Annotated in this window: 16 protein-coding genes and 1 pseudogene; 13 read left to right on the forward strand and 4 right to left on the reverse strand. The window is 42.0% G+C overall.

Going from position 1 to position 17940, the window contains the following annotated elements:
* The coding region (locus tag BN161_RS16455) for a DUF1266 domain-containing protein (protein ID WP_044268263.1) at positions 1-225 on the forward strand (225 nt) is incomplete at its 5' end.
* Here the strand turns inward: BN161_RS16455 and BN161_RS16460 are convergent.
* Positions 226-1200: a polyprenyl synthetase family protein gene (locus tag BN161_RS16460; RefSeq protein ID WP_044268266.1), complete on the reverse strand. Its 975-nt coding sequence runs from the start codon at positions 1198-1200 to the stop codon at positions 226-228. It abuts the gene before it with no gap.
* Between the two features lie 86 nt (positions 1201-1286).
* On the opposite strand from BN161_RS16460, the gene polA reads away from it, so the two are divergent.
* The 8 genes and pseudogenes from polA (at position 1287) to lgt (ending at position 9309) form a co-directional block, all read left to right on the forward strand.
* Positions 1287-4112 carry a DNA polymerase I gene (gene polA, locus BN161_RS16465; protein WP_044268268.1) on the forward strand — a complete coding sequence of 942 codons (2826 nt, stop codon included), beginning with the start codon at positions 1287-1289 and terminating at the stop codon, positions 4110-4112.
* A 279-nt stretch (positions 4113-4391) separates the two neighbouring features.
* Positions 4392-4784, forward strand: coding sequence for a DUF3836 domain-containing protein (locus BN161_RS16470; protein ID WP_044268273.1), 393 nt, complete (start codon positions 4392-4394; stop codon positions 4782-4784).
* 140 nt (positions 4785-4924) lie between these two features.
* Positions 4925-5551, forward strand: coding sequence for an HD domain-containing protein (locus BN161_RS16475; RefSeq protein ID WP_044268275.1), 627 nt, complete (start codon positions 4925-4927; stop codon positions 5549-5551).
* 10 nt (positions 5552-5561) lie between these two features.
* Positions 5562-5858, forward strand: a pseudogene (locus BN161_RS30600) (carboxypeptidase-like regulatory domain-containing protein); the annotation flags it as partial.
* Positions 5859-6166: 308 nt separating this feature from the next.
* Complete coding sequence (locus BN161_RS30605; RefSeq protein ID WP_244436526.1) at positions 6167-6307, forward strand: hypothetical protein; 141 nt, start codon at positions 6167-6169, stop codon at positions 6305-6307.
* Between the two features lie 115 nt (positions 6308-6422).
* Entirely contained in the window at positions 6423-7526 is a 1104-nt protein-coding gene (gene ychF / locus BN161_RS16485; RefSeq protein ID WP_007211200.1) for a redox-regulated ATPase YchF, read from the forward strand.
* A 13-nt stretch (positions 7527-7539) separates the two neighbouring features.
* Positions 7540-8448 carry a ketopantoate reductase family protein gene (locus tag BN161_RS16490; protein ID WP_044268279.1) on the forward strand — a complete coding sequence of 303 codons (909 nt, stop codon included), beginning with the start codon at positions 7540-7542 and terminating at the stop codon, positions 8446-8448.
* Positions 8449-8475: 27 nt separating this feature from the next.
* A complete protein-coding gene (lgt, locus tag BN161_RS16495) occupies positions 8476-9309 on the forward strand; it encodes a prolipoprotein diacylglyceryl transferase (protein WP_044268281.1) in 834 nt (277 codons plus the stop codon).
* Positions 9310-9359: 50 nt separating this feature from the next.
* On the opposite strand, the gene BN161_RS16500 is transcribed toward lgt, so the two are convergent.
* Positions 9360-10901, reverse strand: coding sequence for a hypothetical protein (locus BN161_RS16500; protein ID WP_044268283.1), 1542 nt, complete (start codon positions 10899-10901; stop codon positions 9360-9362).
* Positions 10902-11199: 298 nt separating this feature from the next.
* On the opposite strand from BN161_RS16500, the gene rbsK reads away from it, so the two are divergent.
* Together rbsK and BN161_RS16510 are read left to right on the forward strand one after the other, a co-directional pair.
* On the forward strand, positions 11200-12108 hold the full coding sequence (gene rbsK, locus BN161_RS16505) for a ribokinase (protein ID WP_044268285.1): 909 nt from the start codon (positions 11200-11202) through the stop codon (positions 12106-12108).
* 24 nt (positions 12109-12132) lie between these two features.
* A complete protein-coding gene (locus BN161_RS16510; RefSeq protein ID WP_044268288.1) occupies positions 12133-13137 on the forward strand; it encodes a GRP family sugar transporter in 1005 nt (334 codons plus the stop codon).
* Between the two features lie 249 nt (positions 13138-13386).
* Here BN161_RS16510 and BN161_RS16515 read toward each other — a convergent pair whose 3' ends face one another.
* Both BN161_RS16515 and BN161_RS16520 read right to left on the reverse strand, forming a co-directional pair.
* On the reverse strand, positions 13387-14178 hold the full coding sequence (locus tag BN161_RS16515; protein WP_125910859.1) for a hypothetical protein: 792 nt from the start codon (positions 14176-14178) through the stop codon (positions 13387-13389).
* Positions 14153-15472, reverse strand: coding sequence for an AAA family ATPase (locus BN161_RS16520; RefSeq protein WP_044268291.1), 1320 nt, complete (start codon positions 15470-15472; stop codon positions 14153-14155). Before BN161_RS16520 ends, BN161_RS16515 begins: the two co-directional genes overlap by 26 nt.
* 134 nt (positions 15473-15606) lie before the next feature.
* On the opposite strand from BN161_RS16520, the gene BN161_RS16525 reads away from it, so the two are divergent.
* Together BN161_RS16525 and BN161_RS16530 are read left to right on the forward strand one after the other, a co-directional pair.
* Positions 15607-15930, forward strand: coding sequence for a hypothetical protein (locus BN161_RS16525; RefSeq protein WP_125910860.1), 324 nt, complete (start codon positions 15607-15609; stop codon positions 15928-15930).
* 796 nt (positions 15931-16726) lie between these two features.
* Complete coding sequence (locus tag BN161_RS16530) at positions 16727-17926, forward strand: glycoside hydrolase family 76 protein (RefSeq protein WP_044268378.1); 1200 nt, start codon at positions 16727-16729, stop codon at positions 17924-17926.
* Positions 17927-17940: the final 14 nt, after the last annotated feature.

A 17940-nucleotide genomic window follows, 5' to 3' on the forward strand; every position in this document is an offset into this window, starting at 1 on the left:
ACCGACTATGGACTTTTAGCTGAAGAAGAAGCCTGGAATTACATAGAATTTGCTGGTAAGAAATGCCGTGAAACATTCTCTTGCTGGAAAGAGATAGGCAAAAGCTTCCTGTTAGGACAAGTCATGAGTTATCCCGGCGAAGAGAACTTCCAGGAAGCAATCCGCTATTTCCTGCTTTCGATGGAGAGTCCCGAAAGCCCTTGGGTAAAATATAAATTTGGTTGATTATTTATCGCGGTCCACTACATAATCCAAATAAGCAGCAAGGCCGGCTTTTACATCTGAATCAGGCAAGGACGCCAATAATGAAAGTGCTTTTTCCTTATAGGCAAACATGGTCTGCACAGCATATTCAATGCCACCTTGTTGCTTGGCAAATTCGATTAATCGGGCGATTTCATCGGCCGAGGCAGTACCATTTTTCACTTTGACGGCAATCTCTTCCGCACTTTCATCCTTGGTAGAGTTCAAGGCATAAAGAACGGGAAGGGTCAGTTTGCCTTCCAACATATCGTTTCCTGTTGGCTTACCTATCTCCTTACTATCATAATAGTCGAATATATCATCCTTAATCTGGAAGCAAAGACCGATATATTCACCGAACTGGCGCGCAAATTCTGCCTGTTCATCAGTCACTCCTACCGAGAGAGCACCCGATTTAGTACAAGCAGCAAAGAGCACAGCCGTCTTCTTACGGATCACATCAAAATAAATTTCTTCGGAGAATTGGAGATTACTTACATTAGAAAGTTGAAGAAGTTCACCCTCGGACAAATTCTGTCCCAGACGGGAAACCACATCAATAATAGCGTAATTATGCGTCTTGCCTACCTGCACAAGTGCAGTTGCCAAAAGGTAGTCACCCACCAGTACCGCTACCTTATTATTATAAATAGCATTCACCGACAGCTGTCCGCGACGCTCGGTGCTTTCATCCACCACATCATCGTGTACCAGACTGGCCGTATGTAATAATTCAAGGGAAACCGCCGCATGAAGTGATTCGGGACAAATCCGTCCATATAGCTTTGCCACAAGCAGCAGCAAAATCGGACGCATCATCTTCCCGTTCTTTTGTCGAATGTGTGAAATTACTTCATTCAGCAAAAAGTTAGAACTGGTAAGCGAATTGTCAAACAGCTTTTTGAAATCGTCCAGTTCTGCCACTATCGGAGTTTTTATGAGTGATGAGTTGTCCATGCATCGCTATTTTCCCACAAAAATAGTAATAAAACACTTAATACGGTATTTTTTTGTACTTTTACCATGAAAAAAAGGATAAATATATGAATTCTGACGATAAACTGTTTCTTCTCGATGCCTATGCATTGATATATCGCGCCTATTACGCGTTCATCAAGAGCCCTCGGATTAACTCAAAAGGGTTCAATACTTCCGCCATTCTGGGCTTTGTAAATACCCTAGAAGAAGTACTCAAAAAAGAGAACCCTACTCACATCGGAGTCGCTTTCGATCCCGCCGGACCGACCTTCCGCCATGAGGCCTACGAACAATATAAGGCACAACGTGAGGAAACTCCGGAAGCTATCCGCCTTTCCGTACCTATTATAAAGGATATTATACGTGCATACCGCATTCCCATCCTGGAAGTAGCGGGATACGAAGCCGACGACGTCATCGGTACGCTTGCCACTGAGGCAGGACAACAAGGCATCACCACTTACATGATGACTCCCGATAAGGACTATGGCCAATTAGTATCTGAAAATGTATTCATGTACCGTCCCAAACATACCGGCGGGTTTGAGGTTATGGGAATAGAACAGGTAAAAGCTAAATTCGACATTCAGTCCACCCAGCAGGTTATTGACATGTTGGGATTAATGGGGGATGCCTCCGATAATATTCCCGGATGTCCCGGTGTCGGAGAGAAAACCGCACAAAAGCTGATCAGTGAATTCGGCAGTATCGAAAATCTTCTGGAGCACACCGATGAACTAAAAGGTGCATTGAAGACGAAAGTCGAAAATAACCGAGAAATGATTACCTTCTCCAAATTCCTTGCAACAATCAAAATTGATGTTCCCATCAAACTTGACATGAAAGCTCTCGTTCGTGAAGAACCGAATGAAGAAGAACTCCGGAAAATTTTCGAAGAATTGGAATTCCGTACACTCATTGACCGTGTACTCAAAAAGAGTAGCTCCCCCTCCCCTTCTTCCGTTGCTCCCGATCTTTTTTCACCAGGCCCGCTTTTTACTCAAAATAACGGTCCGGTTCAAGGCAATTTGTTTGAAGAATTTGCGTCCAACGGGCCGGAAGATTCCAAAAATTCAAATCTCGCGCGTTTAGAAACCATCAATACTGACTACCAACTCATTGATACAGAAGAGAAAAGGAGCAAAATTATTAAAAAGTTGCTTACAACTAAAATTCTCTCAATAGATACAGAAACGACTTCAGCCGAACCAATGGAAGCAGAATTGGTAGGGATGAGCTTCAGCGATACCGAAAATCAGGCTTATTATGTTCCGGTTCCGGCAGAACGGGAAGAAGCGTTAAAAATAGTAAATGAGTTCCGGCCGCTCTACGAAAATGAAACTTCAATGAAAGTCGGACAAAATATCAAGTACGATATTCTTGTTCTTCAAAATTACGGGATGGAAGTGAAAGGTGAACTTTTCGACACCATGATCGCACATTACGTTTTACAACCCGAACTTCGTCATAACATGGATTACCTGGCAGAAATTTACCTGCATTATCAAACCATCCACATTGATGAACTTATCGGCCCGAGAGGAAAGAACCAAAAGAACATGCGGGACCTTCCACCAGAAGAAGTTTACAAATATGCATGCGAAGATGCAGACATTACTTTAAAGCTAAAGAATGTACTTGAAGAAGAATTGAAGAAGCAGAGGGTTGAACATCTCTTCTATGAAATAGAAATGCCGCTCGTACGCGTACTTGCCAATCTGGAAAGTAACGGGGTGCGCATTGATACCGAAGCGCTGAAACAAACCTCCGAACATTTCACTGTCCGCCTGCAAGAGATAGAAAAAGAAATCTATGAACTGGCAGAGGAAACGTTCAATATAGCTTCACCCAAGCAGGTGGGCGAAATCCTGTTCGACAAACTGAAGATTACGGATAAGGCGAAGAAAACCAAGACAGGACAATACGTCACTTCGGAAGAGGTGCTGGAAAGCCTGCGCAATAAACATGAGATTATCGGAAAGATCCTCGAATACCGTGGATTGAAGAAATTATTAGGAACATATATCGATGCTCTCCCCCTGCTGATCAATCCACGCACAGGACGTATTCATACTTCTTTTAACCAGGCAGTCACAGCTACCGGACGACTCAGTTCCAGTAACCCGAACCTGCAAAACATTCCTATCCGCGACGAAGACGGTAAGGAAATCCGTAAAGCCTTCATTCCGGACGATGGTTGCGAGTTCTTCTCCGCCGACTATTCACAGATAGAGTTGCGCATTATGGCGCACCTAAGCGAAGATAAGAATATGATTGACGCCTTCCTCAGCGGTTATGATATTCATGCCGCCACTGCCGCTAAAATATATAAGGTAGACATAAAGGACGTCACTTCCGACATGCGTCGCAAAGCCAAGACAGCCAATTTCGGTATCATCTACGGTATTTCTATCTTTGGATTGGCAGAACGTATGAATGTGGACCGTAAAGAAGCCAAAGAATTGATCGACGGATATTTCGAAACCTACCCGCAAGTTCGTGAATATATGGATAAAAGTATTCAGATAGCACGCGAACAAGGATATGTGGAAACGATCTTCCACCGCAAACGTTTCCTGCCCGATATCAACTCCCGCAACGCAACCGTACGCGGATATGCAGAGCGCAATGCCATCAATGCGCCTATCCAGGGAAGTGCAGCTGATATCATTAAAGTTGCCATGGCACGCATCTACAAACGCTTTCAAAGTAACAATCTGAAAGCAAAGATGATTTTACAGGTCCATGATGAACTAAATTTCAGCGTTCCAGAGGCTGAAAAAGAGTTTGTGCAACAAATTGTAATTGAAGAAATGGAACGCGCATATCGTATGCACGTACCCCTGAGAGCCGACTGTGGGTGGGGAAAGAACTGGTTGGAAGCCCATTAATTCCACCTATAACTTTATTTAACTTACAATCAGAAAGCAACTGAAGTAATCTGTTCGAAATACAGTTTGCTCACCATAATATCCGGCAACATCACTGCCGGATATTTTTTTGTCATCAATCTTGGCAAAAAGAAAGTATATAAAAACAACCACATCTGACATTTTGTCTATATTTAATTCATATATTATATTTATGTCAATTAAATACGTACATTTGCAGCGGATTCAATGACATATCGATAGAATATAGTAAGAGATAACTTAAAAACATATAGGACCATGAGAACAAAAGTATTTTTAAAAACAGTTGCTTTATCAGCAGTAATTCTTTTTAGTGCTATGGCAGCTTCTGCAGCTAACAAAAACAACCTTATTTACAATTCGGAAGAGAAAGACGGAGTGATGGTTGGGCAAACCGTTTACAAGATGGACAGTGGAACTTTAGCAAACTACATGAAGTACAGCTACAAGTATGATGACCAAAAACGTATGACGGAAAGTGAAACTATGAAGTGGAACAGCCAAAAGAATACTTGGGAAAACGACCTCCGCATTTGCTACGCCTATCAGGGAAAAAGCATCACTACCACTTATTATAAATGGAACAGCAAACAAAAAGCATACGTCCTTGTACCTGATATGACGGTTACAATGGACAATCCAAGCCTGTAAATCTTACAGATACTCTCTTAAAATTCTAACAAATTGAACGAACCGAAACCTTTATAAGTTTTGTACACCAATGAAAGCCGGAATACGCGATGTATTCCGGCTTTTTTCATAACTTTGCCTTTCAAAAAAAGCATCTATTTATGATACCTGCCAACCTCACCCACTACATTGAAACAGAAATCATTCCACGTTATGAGAAGTTCGACAAGGCTCATAACCTCTCGCACGTACAGGCCGTTATAGAAGAGAGCCTTTCACTTGCCAAACAGTATGATGTAAATGAAAGTATGGCATATACTATTGCCGCTTACCACGACACCGGGCTTTGTCATGATCGTGCTACACATCACCTAATCTCAGGTGAGATTCTGAAGCAAGATGTCGCTCTCCGCCAATGGTTTAATGAGATAGAAATAGAAACAATGAAAGAAGCGGTAGAAGATCACCGGGCATCTACGGATCATGAACCTCGGAGTATTTACGGAAAAATAGTCGCAGAAGCAGATCGCGTGATTGACCCCACTATCACTCTACGCCGCACTGTACAATACGGGCTGAAACAACAACCAGAAGCAGATAAAGAATGGCACTATCAACGTTTTCATCAGCATTTAATGGACAAATATGCACCTGGAGGATATCTGAAACTCTGGCTTCCAGACTCCAAGAATACAGAACGCCTGAAAGAACTACAAACTATTATCCTAAACGAAGATTTGCTCAAAAGAACATTCAACAAATTATTTTCAGAAGAAAAAAACAATTAAGCCTCCAATAATGAAAGCACCTTATTATAATGCCATACTTGGCATATTACTATTCTTTCCCTCATTTTTGAAAGCGCAAATCAGACCTTTTGAACCACTTAATCCAGACAGGATATTCTTTAAGGGAAAGGTTGTGGATACAGATAACAACGCTCTCCCCAAGGTAAGTATCTACATACCCGGAAGTATGCGTGGAACAATTTCAGACTCAAACGGAAATTTCTACATAGATGCCAAACCTAAAGAAACCCTATACTTTACCTATGCAGGAAAAGAAGATGCATACAAACAATTACAGGAGAAAGATACTACCGGCTTCATAGTACAAATGCAACCACGTATTCAAAGATTGAAAAATGTACATGTAAGAAAAGATAAGAAAATCATTGAAAAAGGTGAACCTTATGAAGACGACCGTGATGGTACGTTTGAACTTGTATATGCAGATACCTATTTTCCAGATGGTGAAGAAGCTTTATACAAATTCTTTAAAGAAAACCAACAATATCCTCAGGAAGCTTTTAAGCAAGGGGAAGAAGGAGAAATACTAATACAGTTCACTATTGATGAAAGGGTAAAGCTACCGATCCTAAAATCCTCCAGAGTGTATCACCAATGCTGGATCAAGAGGCAAAACGCCTCGTTCTTTCCATGCCAGCTTGGAAGCCTGCCAGACAAAGAGGTTTGTGTGTGGAAAGTACCTTTATATTGCCTGTCTATTTCCATATAGATATACGGAAACAATATACAGAATAACACTACATAGCATTGAAAGACATAGGGCAACGTTAATTAAAACCTAATCTTTTATCAGATAAACAGAAGAATACCTATCTTTGCAGCAAGAAAATAAGTAATAACAAAATAGATAATGGCTTTACAATGTGGTATTGTTGGTTTGCCGAACGTAGGTAAATCAACACTTTTCAACTGTTTGTCCAACGCAAAAGCGCAGGCAGCAAACTTTCCTTTCTGTACAATAGAACCGAATGTAGGTGTAATTACCGTACCCGATGAGCGCTTGAATAAGCTCGCCGACTTGGTACATCCGCAACGAATTGTCCCCACTACAGTGGAAATCGTGGATATTGCCGGATTGGTAAAAGGTGCCAGCAAAGGTGAAGGATTAGGTAATAAATTCCTCGCAAATATCCGAGAAACAGACGCTATCATCCATGTGCTGCGTTGCTTCGACGACGAAAACGTGACACATGTAGACGGAAGTGTAAATCCCGTACGTGACAAGGAAATCATCGATTATGAGCTACAACTGAAAGACCTTGAAACCATCGAGTCGCGCATACAGAAAGTACAAAAGCAAGCACAGACCGGTGGAGACAAGACCGCTAAACTTGCCTACGACGTACTGGTAAAGTACAAAGAAGCACTGGAGCAAGGCAAATCAGCACGCACCGTAGTATTTGAGACTAAAGATGAGATAAAACTTGCCCGCGAACTCTTCCTGCTGACTTCCAAACCTGTGATGTACGTATGCAATGTAGATGAAGCAAGTGCTGTAAAAGGTAATAAATACGTAGATATGGTACGGGAATCCGTCAAGGATGAGAATGCCGAAATTTTGGTGGTAGCCGCCAAAACAGAAGCGGATATTGCTGAACTGGAGACTTATGAGGACCGCCAGATGTTCCTCGAAGAAGTAGGACTGGAAGAGTCAGGTGTAAGCCGCCTTATCAAATCAGCCTACAGCCTACTGAACCTGCAAACTTACTTCACTGCCGGTGTACAAGAGGTACGTGCCTGGACGTATGAAAAAGGCTGGAAAGCTCCGCAATGCGCCGGCGTTATCCATACAGACTTTGAGAAGGGCTTCATTCGCGCTGAAGTTATCAAGTACGAAGACTTTCTGCAATATGGTAGCGAAGCTGCTGTAAAAGAAGCCGGAAAGCTGGGCGTGGAAGGAAAAGAATACATAGTGCAGGATGGCGATATCATGCACTTCCGGTTTAACGTATAATCAATTACAGGTTATGAAATATCTCATAGCCGGTACAGGCGGCGTAGGAGGCAGTATCGCCGCTTTTCTTTCTCTTGCCGGGAAAGATGTGACTTGTATAGCCCGCGGCGAACACTTGACTGCCATACGCGAACATGGATTGCGCCTGCACTCTGACCTGAAAGGTGAACATACACTACCGGTAAAAGCATATACTGCCGAAGAATATAACGGCAGTGCCGATGTCATTTTCGTATGTGTCAAAGGTTATTCGGTTGATTCTATCACTGACTTAATCAAGCGTGTATCGCATAAAGACACTATTGTCATCCCCATTCTCAATGTATATGGGACAGGTCCGCGCATTCAGCGCCTTGTACCCGGAGTAACGGTACTGGACGGCTGTATTTACATTGTCGGTTTCGTATCAGGTAAAGGTGAAATTACCCAGATGGGAAAGATATTCCGCTTGGTATACGGAGCACATAAAGACACGGTTGTTCCCCGTGGAACGTTGGAGGCTGTTCGGCAGGATTTAGAAGAAAGTGGCATCAAAGCAGAGATATCTCCGGACATCAATCGGGATACCTTTGTGAAGTGGTCTTTCATCTCTGCCATGGCTGTTACCGGAGCTTATTACGATGTGCCTATGGGCGAAGTACAGAAGCCCGGCAAGGTTCGGGATACATTCATTGGTCTTTCAGAAGAAAGTGCCGCTTTGGGCCGGAAATTGGGTATTGAGTTCAAAGAAGACATTGTGGAGTATAACCTCAAAGTAATCGACAAACTTGCCCCGGAAAGCACCGCCTCCATGCAGAAGGATATAGCCAAAGGACATGAAAGCGAAGTACAAGGACTGCTATTCGATATGATTACTGCTGCTGAGGAACAAGGAATCGACGTTCCGACGTATCGGATGGTGGCGGAGAAGTTCAGAAGTTGAAACAATAAACTTAATAAAAAATATATTATGCTTCCATTACTCAGCATCAATTGGGACCCAAACCCCGAACTATTCAATCTGTTCGGCCATATTCCCGTACGCTATTACGGTCTGTTATGGGTCATCGGTATCGCCTGTTCCTATTTCGTAGTCCGCTACCAGTACAGAGACAAAAAAATCGGCGATGATAAGTTTGAACCGCTGTTCTTTTACTGCTTTTTTGGCATCCTCATCGGAGCACGCCTGGGACATTGCCTGTTCTATCAGCCGGAATACTATCTTCATCATTTCTGGGAGATGATATTGCCTATACAGTTCCTGCCCGATGGAGGTTGGAAATGGACCGGCTATGCAGGTCTCGCCAGTCATGGAGGCACGTTGGGGCTGATGATAGCCCTATGGCTGTACTGCCGGAAGATGAAAATGCACTATATGGACGTATTGGACATGATTGCCGTAGCAACTCCTATCTGCGCCTGCTTCATCCGCCTTGCCAATCTGATGAATTCTGAAATTATCGGTAAAGCGACCGATGTGCCTTGGGCATTTGTATTCGAACGGGTAGATATGCTTCCCCGGCATCCGGCACAGATTTACGAGGCAATCGCCTACTTCATTTTCTTCCTGCTGATGATTTTCCTGTATAAAAATTACGGCAAGAAGCTGCATCGTGGTTTCTTCTTCGGACTCTGTCTGACAGAAATTTTTGTATTCCGCTTCTTCGTAGAATTCCTGAAAGAGAATCAGGTAGATTTCGAGAATAGCATGTCACTGAATATGGGACAATGGCTCAGCGTTCCGTTTGTAATCATAGGAGTGTATTTCATGTTCTTCTACGGAAAGAAGAAAACACAGAAATAAAAGAAGAATGAGGATGTATCAGACACGATTCTGATGCATCCTCATTCACACTATTTACGTTGCCACTTACTCTTCGAGGCATGCTCCCGCTTCAGAATATCACTTAGGGGAACTTCAAATATCTTGGCCTCAACCCATGCTACAAAGTCAAACTTACGCAAAATCTGAGTCTCATATTTATCCGCATACAAAGCGTGAACTTCCTCCGCCATACTTTCCCATATTTTCGCTCGTTTTTTCCGGTCCGTATCAACAAAAGAGTAATTCAAGAATTTAAGCAGAAAAGATTCTACCTTCAGATTATGCCCTTTATTTTTGGACATTTCCCGCTTGATAGAGCGAACTTCGGACTGGATATAGTCTACATCCCCCAACTCATAATGAATCATCACATTCACGATCCTAATGGTGCGAAACAGTGGCAGAGAATATAGATGTCCTCTCCCGATAGTCGTACTCAACCGTTTCCGAGCTTTCCTGTACTCCCCGTTCCCCAAATGGATCAAGGCGACATACAAGGACATTTCCGCCTGTTGCTGTTCTTTTAATAAGGCCATTTTATCAATCAGCGAAGCCTGATGTTCAGCAATCCACAAACCCGCCTGCTCAAACTCTCCTCTATCGATATAGGAAAATAGCCTGTATATGAATATCACATAAGTTACATTCAACTGAAAACTCGATGACGGTGAAGACAGTTTCTCCAACTTCCTTATAAAGTAATCCATACCCTCATAGTTATGCATAATGCGAAGACTCTCTAACATTCCTTCTACAGTCATCAGATAATATACCGGAGGATTATTCCACAGATGCGTATTCTCCTCGAACAGCTTGTTCAGTTCCACAAACGAATTGAAGGCTGCTCTGTAATCTCCCACCATCATAAAGTAATTGGCCTGAAAAAGCTGGTGGTTTTTCTTTATCTCAAAGTTCTCGACGCCTGCACTTGCCACGATACTGATCTCACTCGTCACCAGATCATCCAACTTCTGTGTTTCCTCCAATGATCGTGAAGCTCCCCTATTAAGCATTCTCAACTTCAATAACTCATGCAATGAAGACTGTTCATTCAGCTGCCTGATATTCTTTAGGGTATTATTCATCTTATATTGCTTGTTCAGGAGCTTCTTTTCATCCACCTCTTCGAAATCCAAAGTCAAGAGATAATTCAGTTCCAGCCTTTGCGCCACAAGCAGTGCAAAATGATTCTCATAATAGACAGCTTTTTCCTTCACTTTTTTCAGTACCTGGAAGCACTCCTGATACATTGATTTCTCATACAACACCCTGGCATGCAACAGCTCATTGAACAACAGATAATAGCTATCCTGCTCTGTTCTCAGTTTTGTCAATATCTCTATCAGCAGATCAAACAGGTAAATAACCACCGTATTGAAAGAAGAAGTAGGTTTTGCCTTCAGGAAACACTGTTTCAGTTCTTCAGGGTCACTGATCTTCTTATCATCAATCAACCTGAAAAGAAAGATATAGTCTTTCTCCGGCTTATTGGATATATACATGGAGAACTCTTTCTTCTCTTGTTTCGTGAGACTATTAATCAATTGAATAAGTGATTCGGACTTCAACATAGCATTAGTAGATTTTGAAATAACGAAAGCAAGGTAGAGAAAAAAACAAAAGGAAACAATCTTTTCGCGGAATAATATAAGCTTTAGCTATATTACAAATATTAAAATACCGCACACATATATACACAAAACCCGCTGTATATCAACTATTTAACATTTATATTAACGATATTATATAAATTTACCAGTATTATATTTGTGCACTTTTTGTTTGCTTATGAATTATCTATCGCATACATTTGGCATAGAAAAAGAAAGCACAGTTCCGAATTACTTAATCTTAAACTAATTAATAGCCATGAGCAAGAATATCATTGTAATAGGTAGTTGTAATACAGATATGGTCATCAAAGCCGACCGCCTCCCCGTTCCCGGAGAAACAGTAATGGGTGGCAGTTTCATGATGAACCCCGGAGGTAAAGGAGCCAACCAGGCTGTAGCCGCTGCCCGATTAAAAGGAAATGTGTACTTCATAGCCAAGACCGGCAACGATCTATTCGGCAAACGTTCCATAGAGCAGTACGAAGACGAAGGAATTCACGTTGAAAATATCTATTCAGACCCTACCCTCCCTTCCGGAGTAGCACTGATTATGGTAGACGTGAACGGAGAAAACAGTATCGCTGTCGCCTCCGGAGCCAATGGCTCACTGAGTCCCGAAGATATCCGGAAAGCACAGCCCGCCATTGAGAAAGGAGATATCTTGCTGATGCAATTGGAAATTCCCATAGAAACAGTGGAATACGCAGCCCAGATAGCAAGCGAACAGGGTATCAAGGTTATCCTAAACCCGGCACCCGCCCGCGCGCTTTCCAACAAGCTGCTGCAAAACCTGTATATGATTATCCCCAACGAAACGGAAGCCGAAATTCTTTCGGGAATCAAAGTGACCGACTGGGAAAGTGCCCGGAAAGCTGCGGACATCATCAGCGCCAAAGGAGTGGACATTGTCGTTATCACAATGGGGGCCAAAGGAGCCTTGATTAAGGAAAACAACAAATACCATGAGGTTTCCGTCCCCAAAGTGAAAGCGGTGGATACCACGGCTGCCGGAGACACTTTCTGCGGGTCCCTGTGCGTTGCTTTATCCGAAGACATGAATGTGCTGGATGCCGTGAAGTTTGCCAATAAGTGTGCCTCCATCACAGTGACTCGCATGGGAGCACAGTCCGCCCTGCCCTATCGCAAAGAAATAGATGTTTTATAAATAATAACTTTAAATTCTGATACCATGTTTATTGTAGACAGTTACTCATTAGCCGTTATTTTCTGCGTTATCACGATGCTCTGCTGGGGTTCGTGGGGTAATACACAGAAACTTGCCGGGAAGACCTGGCGTTACGAATTGTTCTACTGGGATTACGTTATCGGTATCCTGGTCTTCTCCCTCCTTTTAGGATTCACGCTGGGCAGTACGGGAGATGCCGGACGCGGTTTCGTTGAAGATCTGAAACAGATCAGTATGGAGAACTATACAAGCGCTTTTGCAGGAGGGGTTATATTCAACCTATCCAATATCCTTCTGTCAGCCTCCGTCTCGATGGCCGGGCTTACGGTAGCATTCCCTCTGGGAGTTGGCATAGCACTGGTATTAGGGGTTTTCGTCAACTACTTTGGCGAGCCCAAAGGTGATGCGGTAATCCTTTTCAGTGGTGTGGCGCTGGTGGTACTCGCCATTATTTTCAATGCCATAGCTGCCGGAAAGATGAATAAGAAAGGAAGCAGTACGAATAAGAAAGGAATTCTTATCGCCATCATAGCAGGTGTACTGATGTCCTTCTTCTACCGGTTCGTTGCCGCTGCCATGGACTTAAATAACTTTGAGTCGCCTACTCCCTCAATGGCTACTCCGTATTCGGCATTCTTTATATTCGCAATAGGTATCTTCATAAGCAATTTCATTATCAACACCATCGTGATGAAGAAGCCGTTTGTAGGTACTCCGGTAAGCTATAAAGAGTACTTCCAGGGTAAATTCAGCACACACATGGTCGGAGTGCTGGGAGGAGCCATCTGGGGATTAGGTACGGCTCTGAGTTACATTGCAGCAGGGAAAGCCGGCGCGGCCATCTCGTATGCACTGGGACAGGGAGCGCCTATGATTGCAGCTTTGTGGGGCATATTCATCTGGAAGGAGTTCAAAGGCTCTTCACGGACGGTAAATATTCTTCTGGCTTGCATGTTCGTTCTGTTTATATCCGGTTTAGGAGCAATTATCATCTCCGGAGCCAATTAATACGGCTCTCACTCGATCTCATAAATTAATGCTTTCTTTTTCTACCTTTCATCGAGTGAAAGAGGAAATTGCCTGAACTAAATATACATTTTTCGTTCAATTTGTGCGCACAAATCAATGTCACAGGCATTGTAAATGATAACACCGGGAAGATACTTCCCGGAGTATCTATCTTGGCAAAAGACGGCAACCGTACTAGCGCAGCTTTATGCAAAGAGAGTAGATCCTTCGACAAGCTCAGGATGACGATTACTTAACCCTCAAACAAGAAAGATCATCCTTGGTTATATATAAAAGACAGTAATCATCCGAAGATGTATTTAATCCCAAATTATCCGGCTTAATTGTGTTCCATACATCTAACAACGCAGTGCAGATGCCCTCAAACTCAGCCAATTCATAACGATATTTATAGTCAAGAGCTTTTTCCCGCCAATAATCCGTTTGTTTGCACAAATGTTCCCAATGCTTATTGGCAATGCAATCTTTAAGTTTTTGAGCTATTTCTCCCCAATCATTTTTCGGCACATAAGGCATATCCTCTATAAACTGAATCAGATGATTAAACTCATTCACAGATAAAACAACCCATGTGCCACGCTCTCGGACTTCTTTCCTTCTTCTCTCAACCCAGCTTTTAGCTTGTGCCGACACACCATCTTTAAAGACAAAATAACTCTTACAATCAATAGGATGGCCTGCCAACAAATCTTTGGAATGACTTATCTTACTTTCTAAGGAAGATACACTTAAATTATCCACATTCTCATATCCCATTCTCAATTCCACTAACATCAACCGAGAAGCAGTAATACGGTTGTTTTCATAATTCCCGACTCCAATAGCAGCATCCATCGTACTGTCTTTACTACCCTTGCAGACATTAGTTTCGTAATCATCGAGCGAAAGGCAAACAATGCGTCCGTCAAACCAGCCTGATCTCTGATAATCTCTCGCAGCAATGCCATCCAATGTAGACTGACAATGACAGGCAAAAGGGTGGGATATTACAATATCATTCTGACAAACCAGTTGAACCATAATCTTGAATACGTGAGATGGCGATATTAAATGATTTGAATATTTCACTTATATCATTGCCCAAATCCTTATACACATATTGCATAGAGTCTTCTGAAGCTCTTTCTGCCTGATAGAAGCAGGTATTTCTCAGCACGTCCTCTTTACGGGCTATGGACTGGATAGCAGAAACCATATCGGGATTATGGGTTGCAATCATTATTTTAAGTCCCAGTTGCTTATGAAGCAGTACCAATAAGCGGGCAAACTCCACAATCCATTGGGGATGCAGATGTGCCTCAGGCTCGTCAATAAGCAAAAGAGATTCTTCATTTAGATATCCATTCTCAAGCAAGCGTTGCAGATAAGCGAATGATTTGATTCCGGTAGCTGTATATTCAAGTTTAATATTTAAGCCATCAGTACGATGATAATGCAATTCTTCATCTTTAAAAACATCTTCATCAGCAGATATCCGACCTCCTATGGAACGTTTTATGCGAGCTAGAAAAGTCTTACCCTGTTCCGGCATATCATTTCCTTCAGATTTAAGCATCATATCTACCAATTCCGCCCAATGCTTCAACTCAGGATAATCCATCGACAGTGCCATAGGCGTATCAACATAAATAGCTCTATGTAACATATAAGGTATACTAAAATCTTGTTCTGTCAAAAGAGATGTTTGATCTTCATAAAGTTGAATAGAAGCTGGAATTTCAGCACTATCCTCTTCAGCCAAAAAATAGCTTATATACTTTCCCAAAGAAGCGACTGGATGTTTACTCAAATCACTTTTGGCACTCAAATACGCAGCCTCAACATCTTCTTTCAACTCGGTGCAATAAAAGAATACATAATTTTCCCAATTATCAAGTTCTTCTTCCGGTACGGATAAATATATTAAAATACGATTTTTATTCCTCTTATCACCACCATCAATATAACTTAAAAGTTCTTTCTGAAAGGAGTCTATTATGTCCAAACTCTGATTGAAAAGGCCATCTATATCACCATAAAATACTTTTGAGCCAAGCATTCGACTATAAGTAACATTGCTATTCTCATCTCCCCGAGCTTTTATATCCCTCCGAACTCTGTCCGGCTTACGCAGATAACTTTGTATTTTCTTGAGTAAGTCTTTATAAACAAACTCATCAAACTTATTGAAACCATTTATCAGATAATAAAGCCAACGGGACAGGGTACTTTTCCCACATCCGTTTTCTCCGGCCAGTACAGTTATGCCATTAATGGTAATATCTGCCTCCTTTATTGCATGATAATCGGATAATGTGTATCTGTAATTACTCATAATCTACTATATGACATTTGAATTCAACAAAAATAGAGCATTTCTTTGGATTAATAAACAAACTCGTCGAATTCTTTTCCTTTATAATTTCTATAAAAACTCTGAAAATACAATCATTTTATCAATCTGACAATTTGATAATCCCATCACGCGAGAATATCTTCTTTCCGCCCGAAGATAAGGAAGGAAGAAAAAAACGCAAGGATTTCAATTTGCAGAAACGCAGGAAGAAGGGGAAAAGCACTTTTGGAAGAACATCATGGAAAGATTTGTCCTCTTTTAGTGTTTTAATGCCCGATATCGGGCGGAATGCTGACAAAAGGTGGGATTGCCGGTTATCACGTCATTCGTTCAACCAGAAGAAAATAAAGCATGTTTCCGGTAAGGCTACACCCTTTCATCCACATGGTATCACCCTTTCAGGGAAATGGCTACACCCTTTTTGGGAAAAGGTGTAGCCCTACCGAAAAACAGATGGTGTATTTTACTTGAATACATCATCTGTTTTGTCTGAAAAGACCATCCGTTCAAGGCAAATAGATGGTGTATTGCAACAAAAGGGATAGTGTTTCTCCCGAAAAGAGACGATGGATTGCGCTAAAAGGAGTAATTCAATCCAATGCTACGTCAACAGAATATACGAAATTACATCTTTATGTCAGCAAAATAGCAATATCTTTATCTTTGAAGCAGACTGAAAAGCACTCAGCAATATTTCACAAGTCTTATTCTCTCAGTTACCCCGTTACCCCCACTTTATTACAAAATATCTGCAAAGTTACCCCTACTTTATTACAAATAACAGGGAATCATACCCCCACTTCATTACAAAATCATTATCTTTATACTGAAAAACAAACACTTAAGCTTTTATGATAGAACGTAGACTTTTATCCTCCTTGACCGAATGGAAAAACAGTAAAAACAGAAAGCATGAGGAACAGCCCCGCAGAAACATAACGGGCTGTTCCTCTTCTTTTTACGGTTTTGTGACATATCTATCTATATTTATGCCATTGCCTGCATCCATACATTAATGTCGCGAATTCATATACCTCTTCCCACATTTGCGCATACCTTTGCAAACAGAAAAAGATTTCATTTGTATCCTTGATTGAAGAGATAGGTAAGATAAAAACATAGGTAAGAAAGATTTCAGAACAGGAAAACAAAAACAGGTAGTCGAAGCTACTACCTGTTTTTCTAAAAGAGAAAAAAGAAAAACATACAATATAACAATCAAAATTAAGAATGATGAATTCAAAACAAGCGCTTTTCAGTCTATTAATATGCGTACTGGCAATAACAGGTTGTGATACGCAAAAACAAGCCCTCGTAGGCAATGAACTTGCCCTGACACGAGCCAAGCAAACGTTGGATTCCTTGTACCAGAATTATTCAGTCTCCGGCACATGCCTGTTGCGTGAAAATTATCCTTCCAACATAGGTGATTACACCGCAACCTACCTGGCATCCGAAGAGCAAAAGAATATGCCTAACCTGTATTCCTATCTATGGCCCTATTCCGGAACCTTCTCTGCCGTGAACGCTTTATTCGAGACAACAAGCGATGCAAACTACAAATCGCTGCTCGATAATAAAGTATTAGTAGGACTGGAAGAATATTTCGACACCCGGAGAACTCCCGAAGCCTACGCTTCATACATCAACAGCGCAGCGCAATCCGACCGTTTCTATGATGATAATGTCTGGTTGGGCATTGACTTTACCGATGTTTACACGCTTACCAAAGAAGCAAAATATCTCCGGAAAGCGCAACTTATCTGGAATTTCATAGAAAGTGGTACAGACAGCAATCTGGGAGGCGGCATCTACTGGTGCGAACAAAAGAAAGAATCCAAAAACACCTGCTCGAATGCTCCCGGTTCAGTCCTCGCACTGAAACTTTTCAAAGCCACAAAGGACAGTACCTATTTCGTAAAAGGTCAACACCTTTATGAATGGACCAAAGCGAACCTGCAAGATTCTACCGATTACCTGTACTTCGATAATATCGCCCTGGACGGAAAAATAGGTAAAGCCAAATTTGCATATAACAGTGGGCAGATGATGCAGTCGGCCGCCCTACTCTACCAACTGACAGGTGACAAAAACTATCTGACCGACGCTCAGAACATCGCCCGGGCATGTCACAACTATTTCTTCATGGACTATGCAACGGAGCAGGGCAAAACCATCAAACTCCTGAAGAAAGGCGATATCTGGTTCACCGCAGTCATGCTCAGAGGTTTTATCGAGCTGTACCAGGCAGACCGGAACAAAGTCTATCTGGATTCCTTCAACCAAAGTCTGGACTATGCCTGGGAACATGCACGGGATGAGAAAGGATTATTCAGCACCGACCTCAGCGGAAATACCCACGACAACCGGAAATGGTTACTGACCCAAGCCGCCATGGTTGAAATGTATGCCCGCCTTGCGGCCGTCAAATAATAAATGAGAATATA

This window comes from Bacteroides timonensis, from assembly GCF_000513195.1.
GTDB classification, from domain to species: Bacteria; Bacteroidota; Bacteroidia; order Bacteroidales; family Bacteroidaceae; genus Bacteroides; species Bacteroides timonensis.

Coding starts and splice junctions, on each gene's coding strand:
- BN161_RS16460 (WP_044268266.1), bottom strand. CDS start 1,200: ATGGACAACTCATCACTCATAAAAACTCCGATAGTGGCAGAACTGGAC.
- polA (WP_044268268.1), top strand. CDS start 1,287: ATGAATTCTGACGATAAACTGTTTCTTCTCGATGCCTATGCATTGATA.
- BN161_RS16470 (WP_044268273.1), top strand. CDS start 4,392: ATGAGAACAAAAGTATTTTTAAAAACAGTTGCTTTATCAGCAGTAATT.
- BN161_RS16475 (WP_044268275.1), top strand. CDS start 4,925: ATGATACCTGCCAACCTCACCCACTACATTGAAACAGAAATCATTCCA.
- BN161_RS30605 (WP_244436526.1), top strand. CDS start 6,167: ATGCTGGATCAAGAGGCAAAACGCCTCGTTCTTTCCATGCCAGCTTGG.
- ychF (WP_007211200.1), top strand. CDS start 6,423: ATGGCTTTACAATGTGGTATTGTTGGTTTGCCGAACGTAGGTAAATCA.
- BN161_RS16490 (WP_044268279.1), top strand. CDS start 7,540: ATGAAATATCTCATAGCCGGTACAGGCGGCGTAGGAGGCAGTATCGCC.
- lgt (WP_044268281.1), top strand. CDS start 8,476: ATGCTTCCATTACTCAGCATCAATTGGGACCCAAACCCCGAACTATTC.
- BN161_RS16500 (WP_044268283.1), bottom strand. CDS start 10,901: ATGTTGAAGTCCGAATCACTTATTCAATTGATTAATAGTCTCACGAAA.
- rbsK (WP_044268285.1), top strand. CDS start 11,200: ATGAGCAAGAATATCATTGTAATAGGTAGTTGTAATACAGATATGGTC.
- BN161_RS16510 (WP_044268288.1), top strand. CDS start 12,133: ATGTTTATTGTAGACAGTTACTCATTAGCCGTTATTTTCTGCGTTATC.
- BN161_RS16515 (WP_125910859.1), bottom strand. CDS start 14,178: ATGGTTCAACTGGTTTGTCAGAATGATATTGTAATATCCCACCCTTTT.
- BN161_RS16520 (WP_044268291.1), bottom strand. CDS start 15,472: ATGAGTAATTACAGATACACATTATCCGATTATCATGCAATAAAGGAG.
- BN161_RS16530 (WP_044268378.1), top strand. CDS start 16,727: ATGAATTCAAAACAAGCGCTTTTCAGTCTATTAATATGCGTACTGGCA.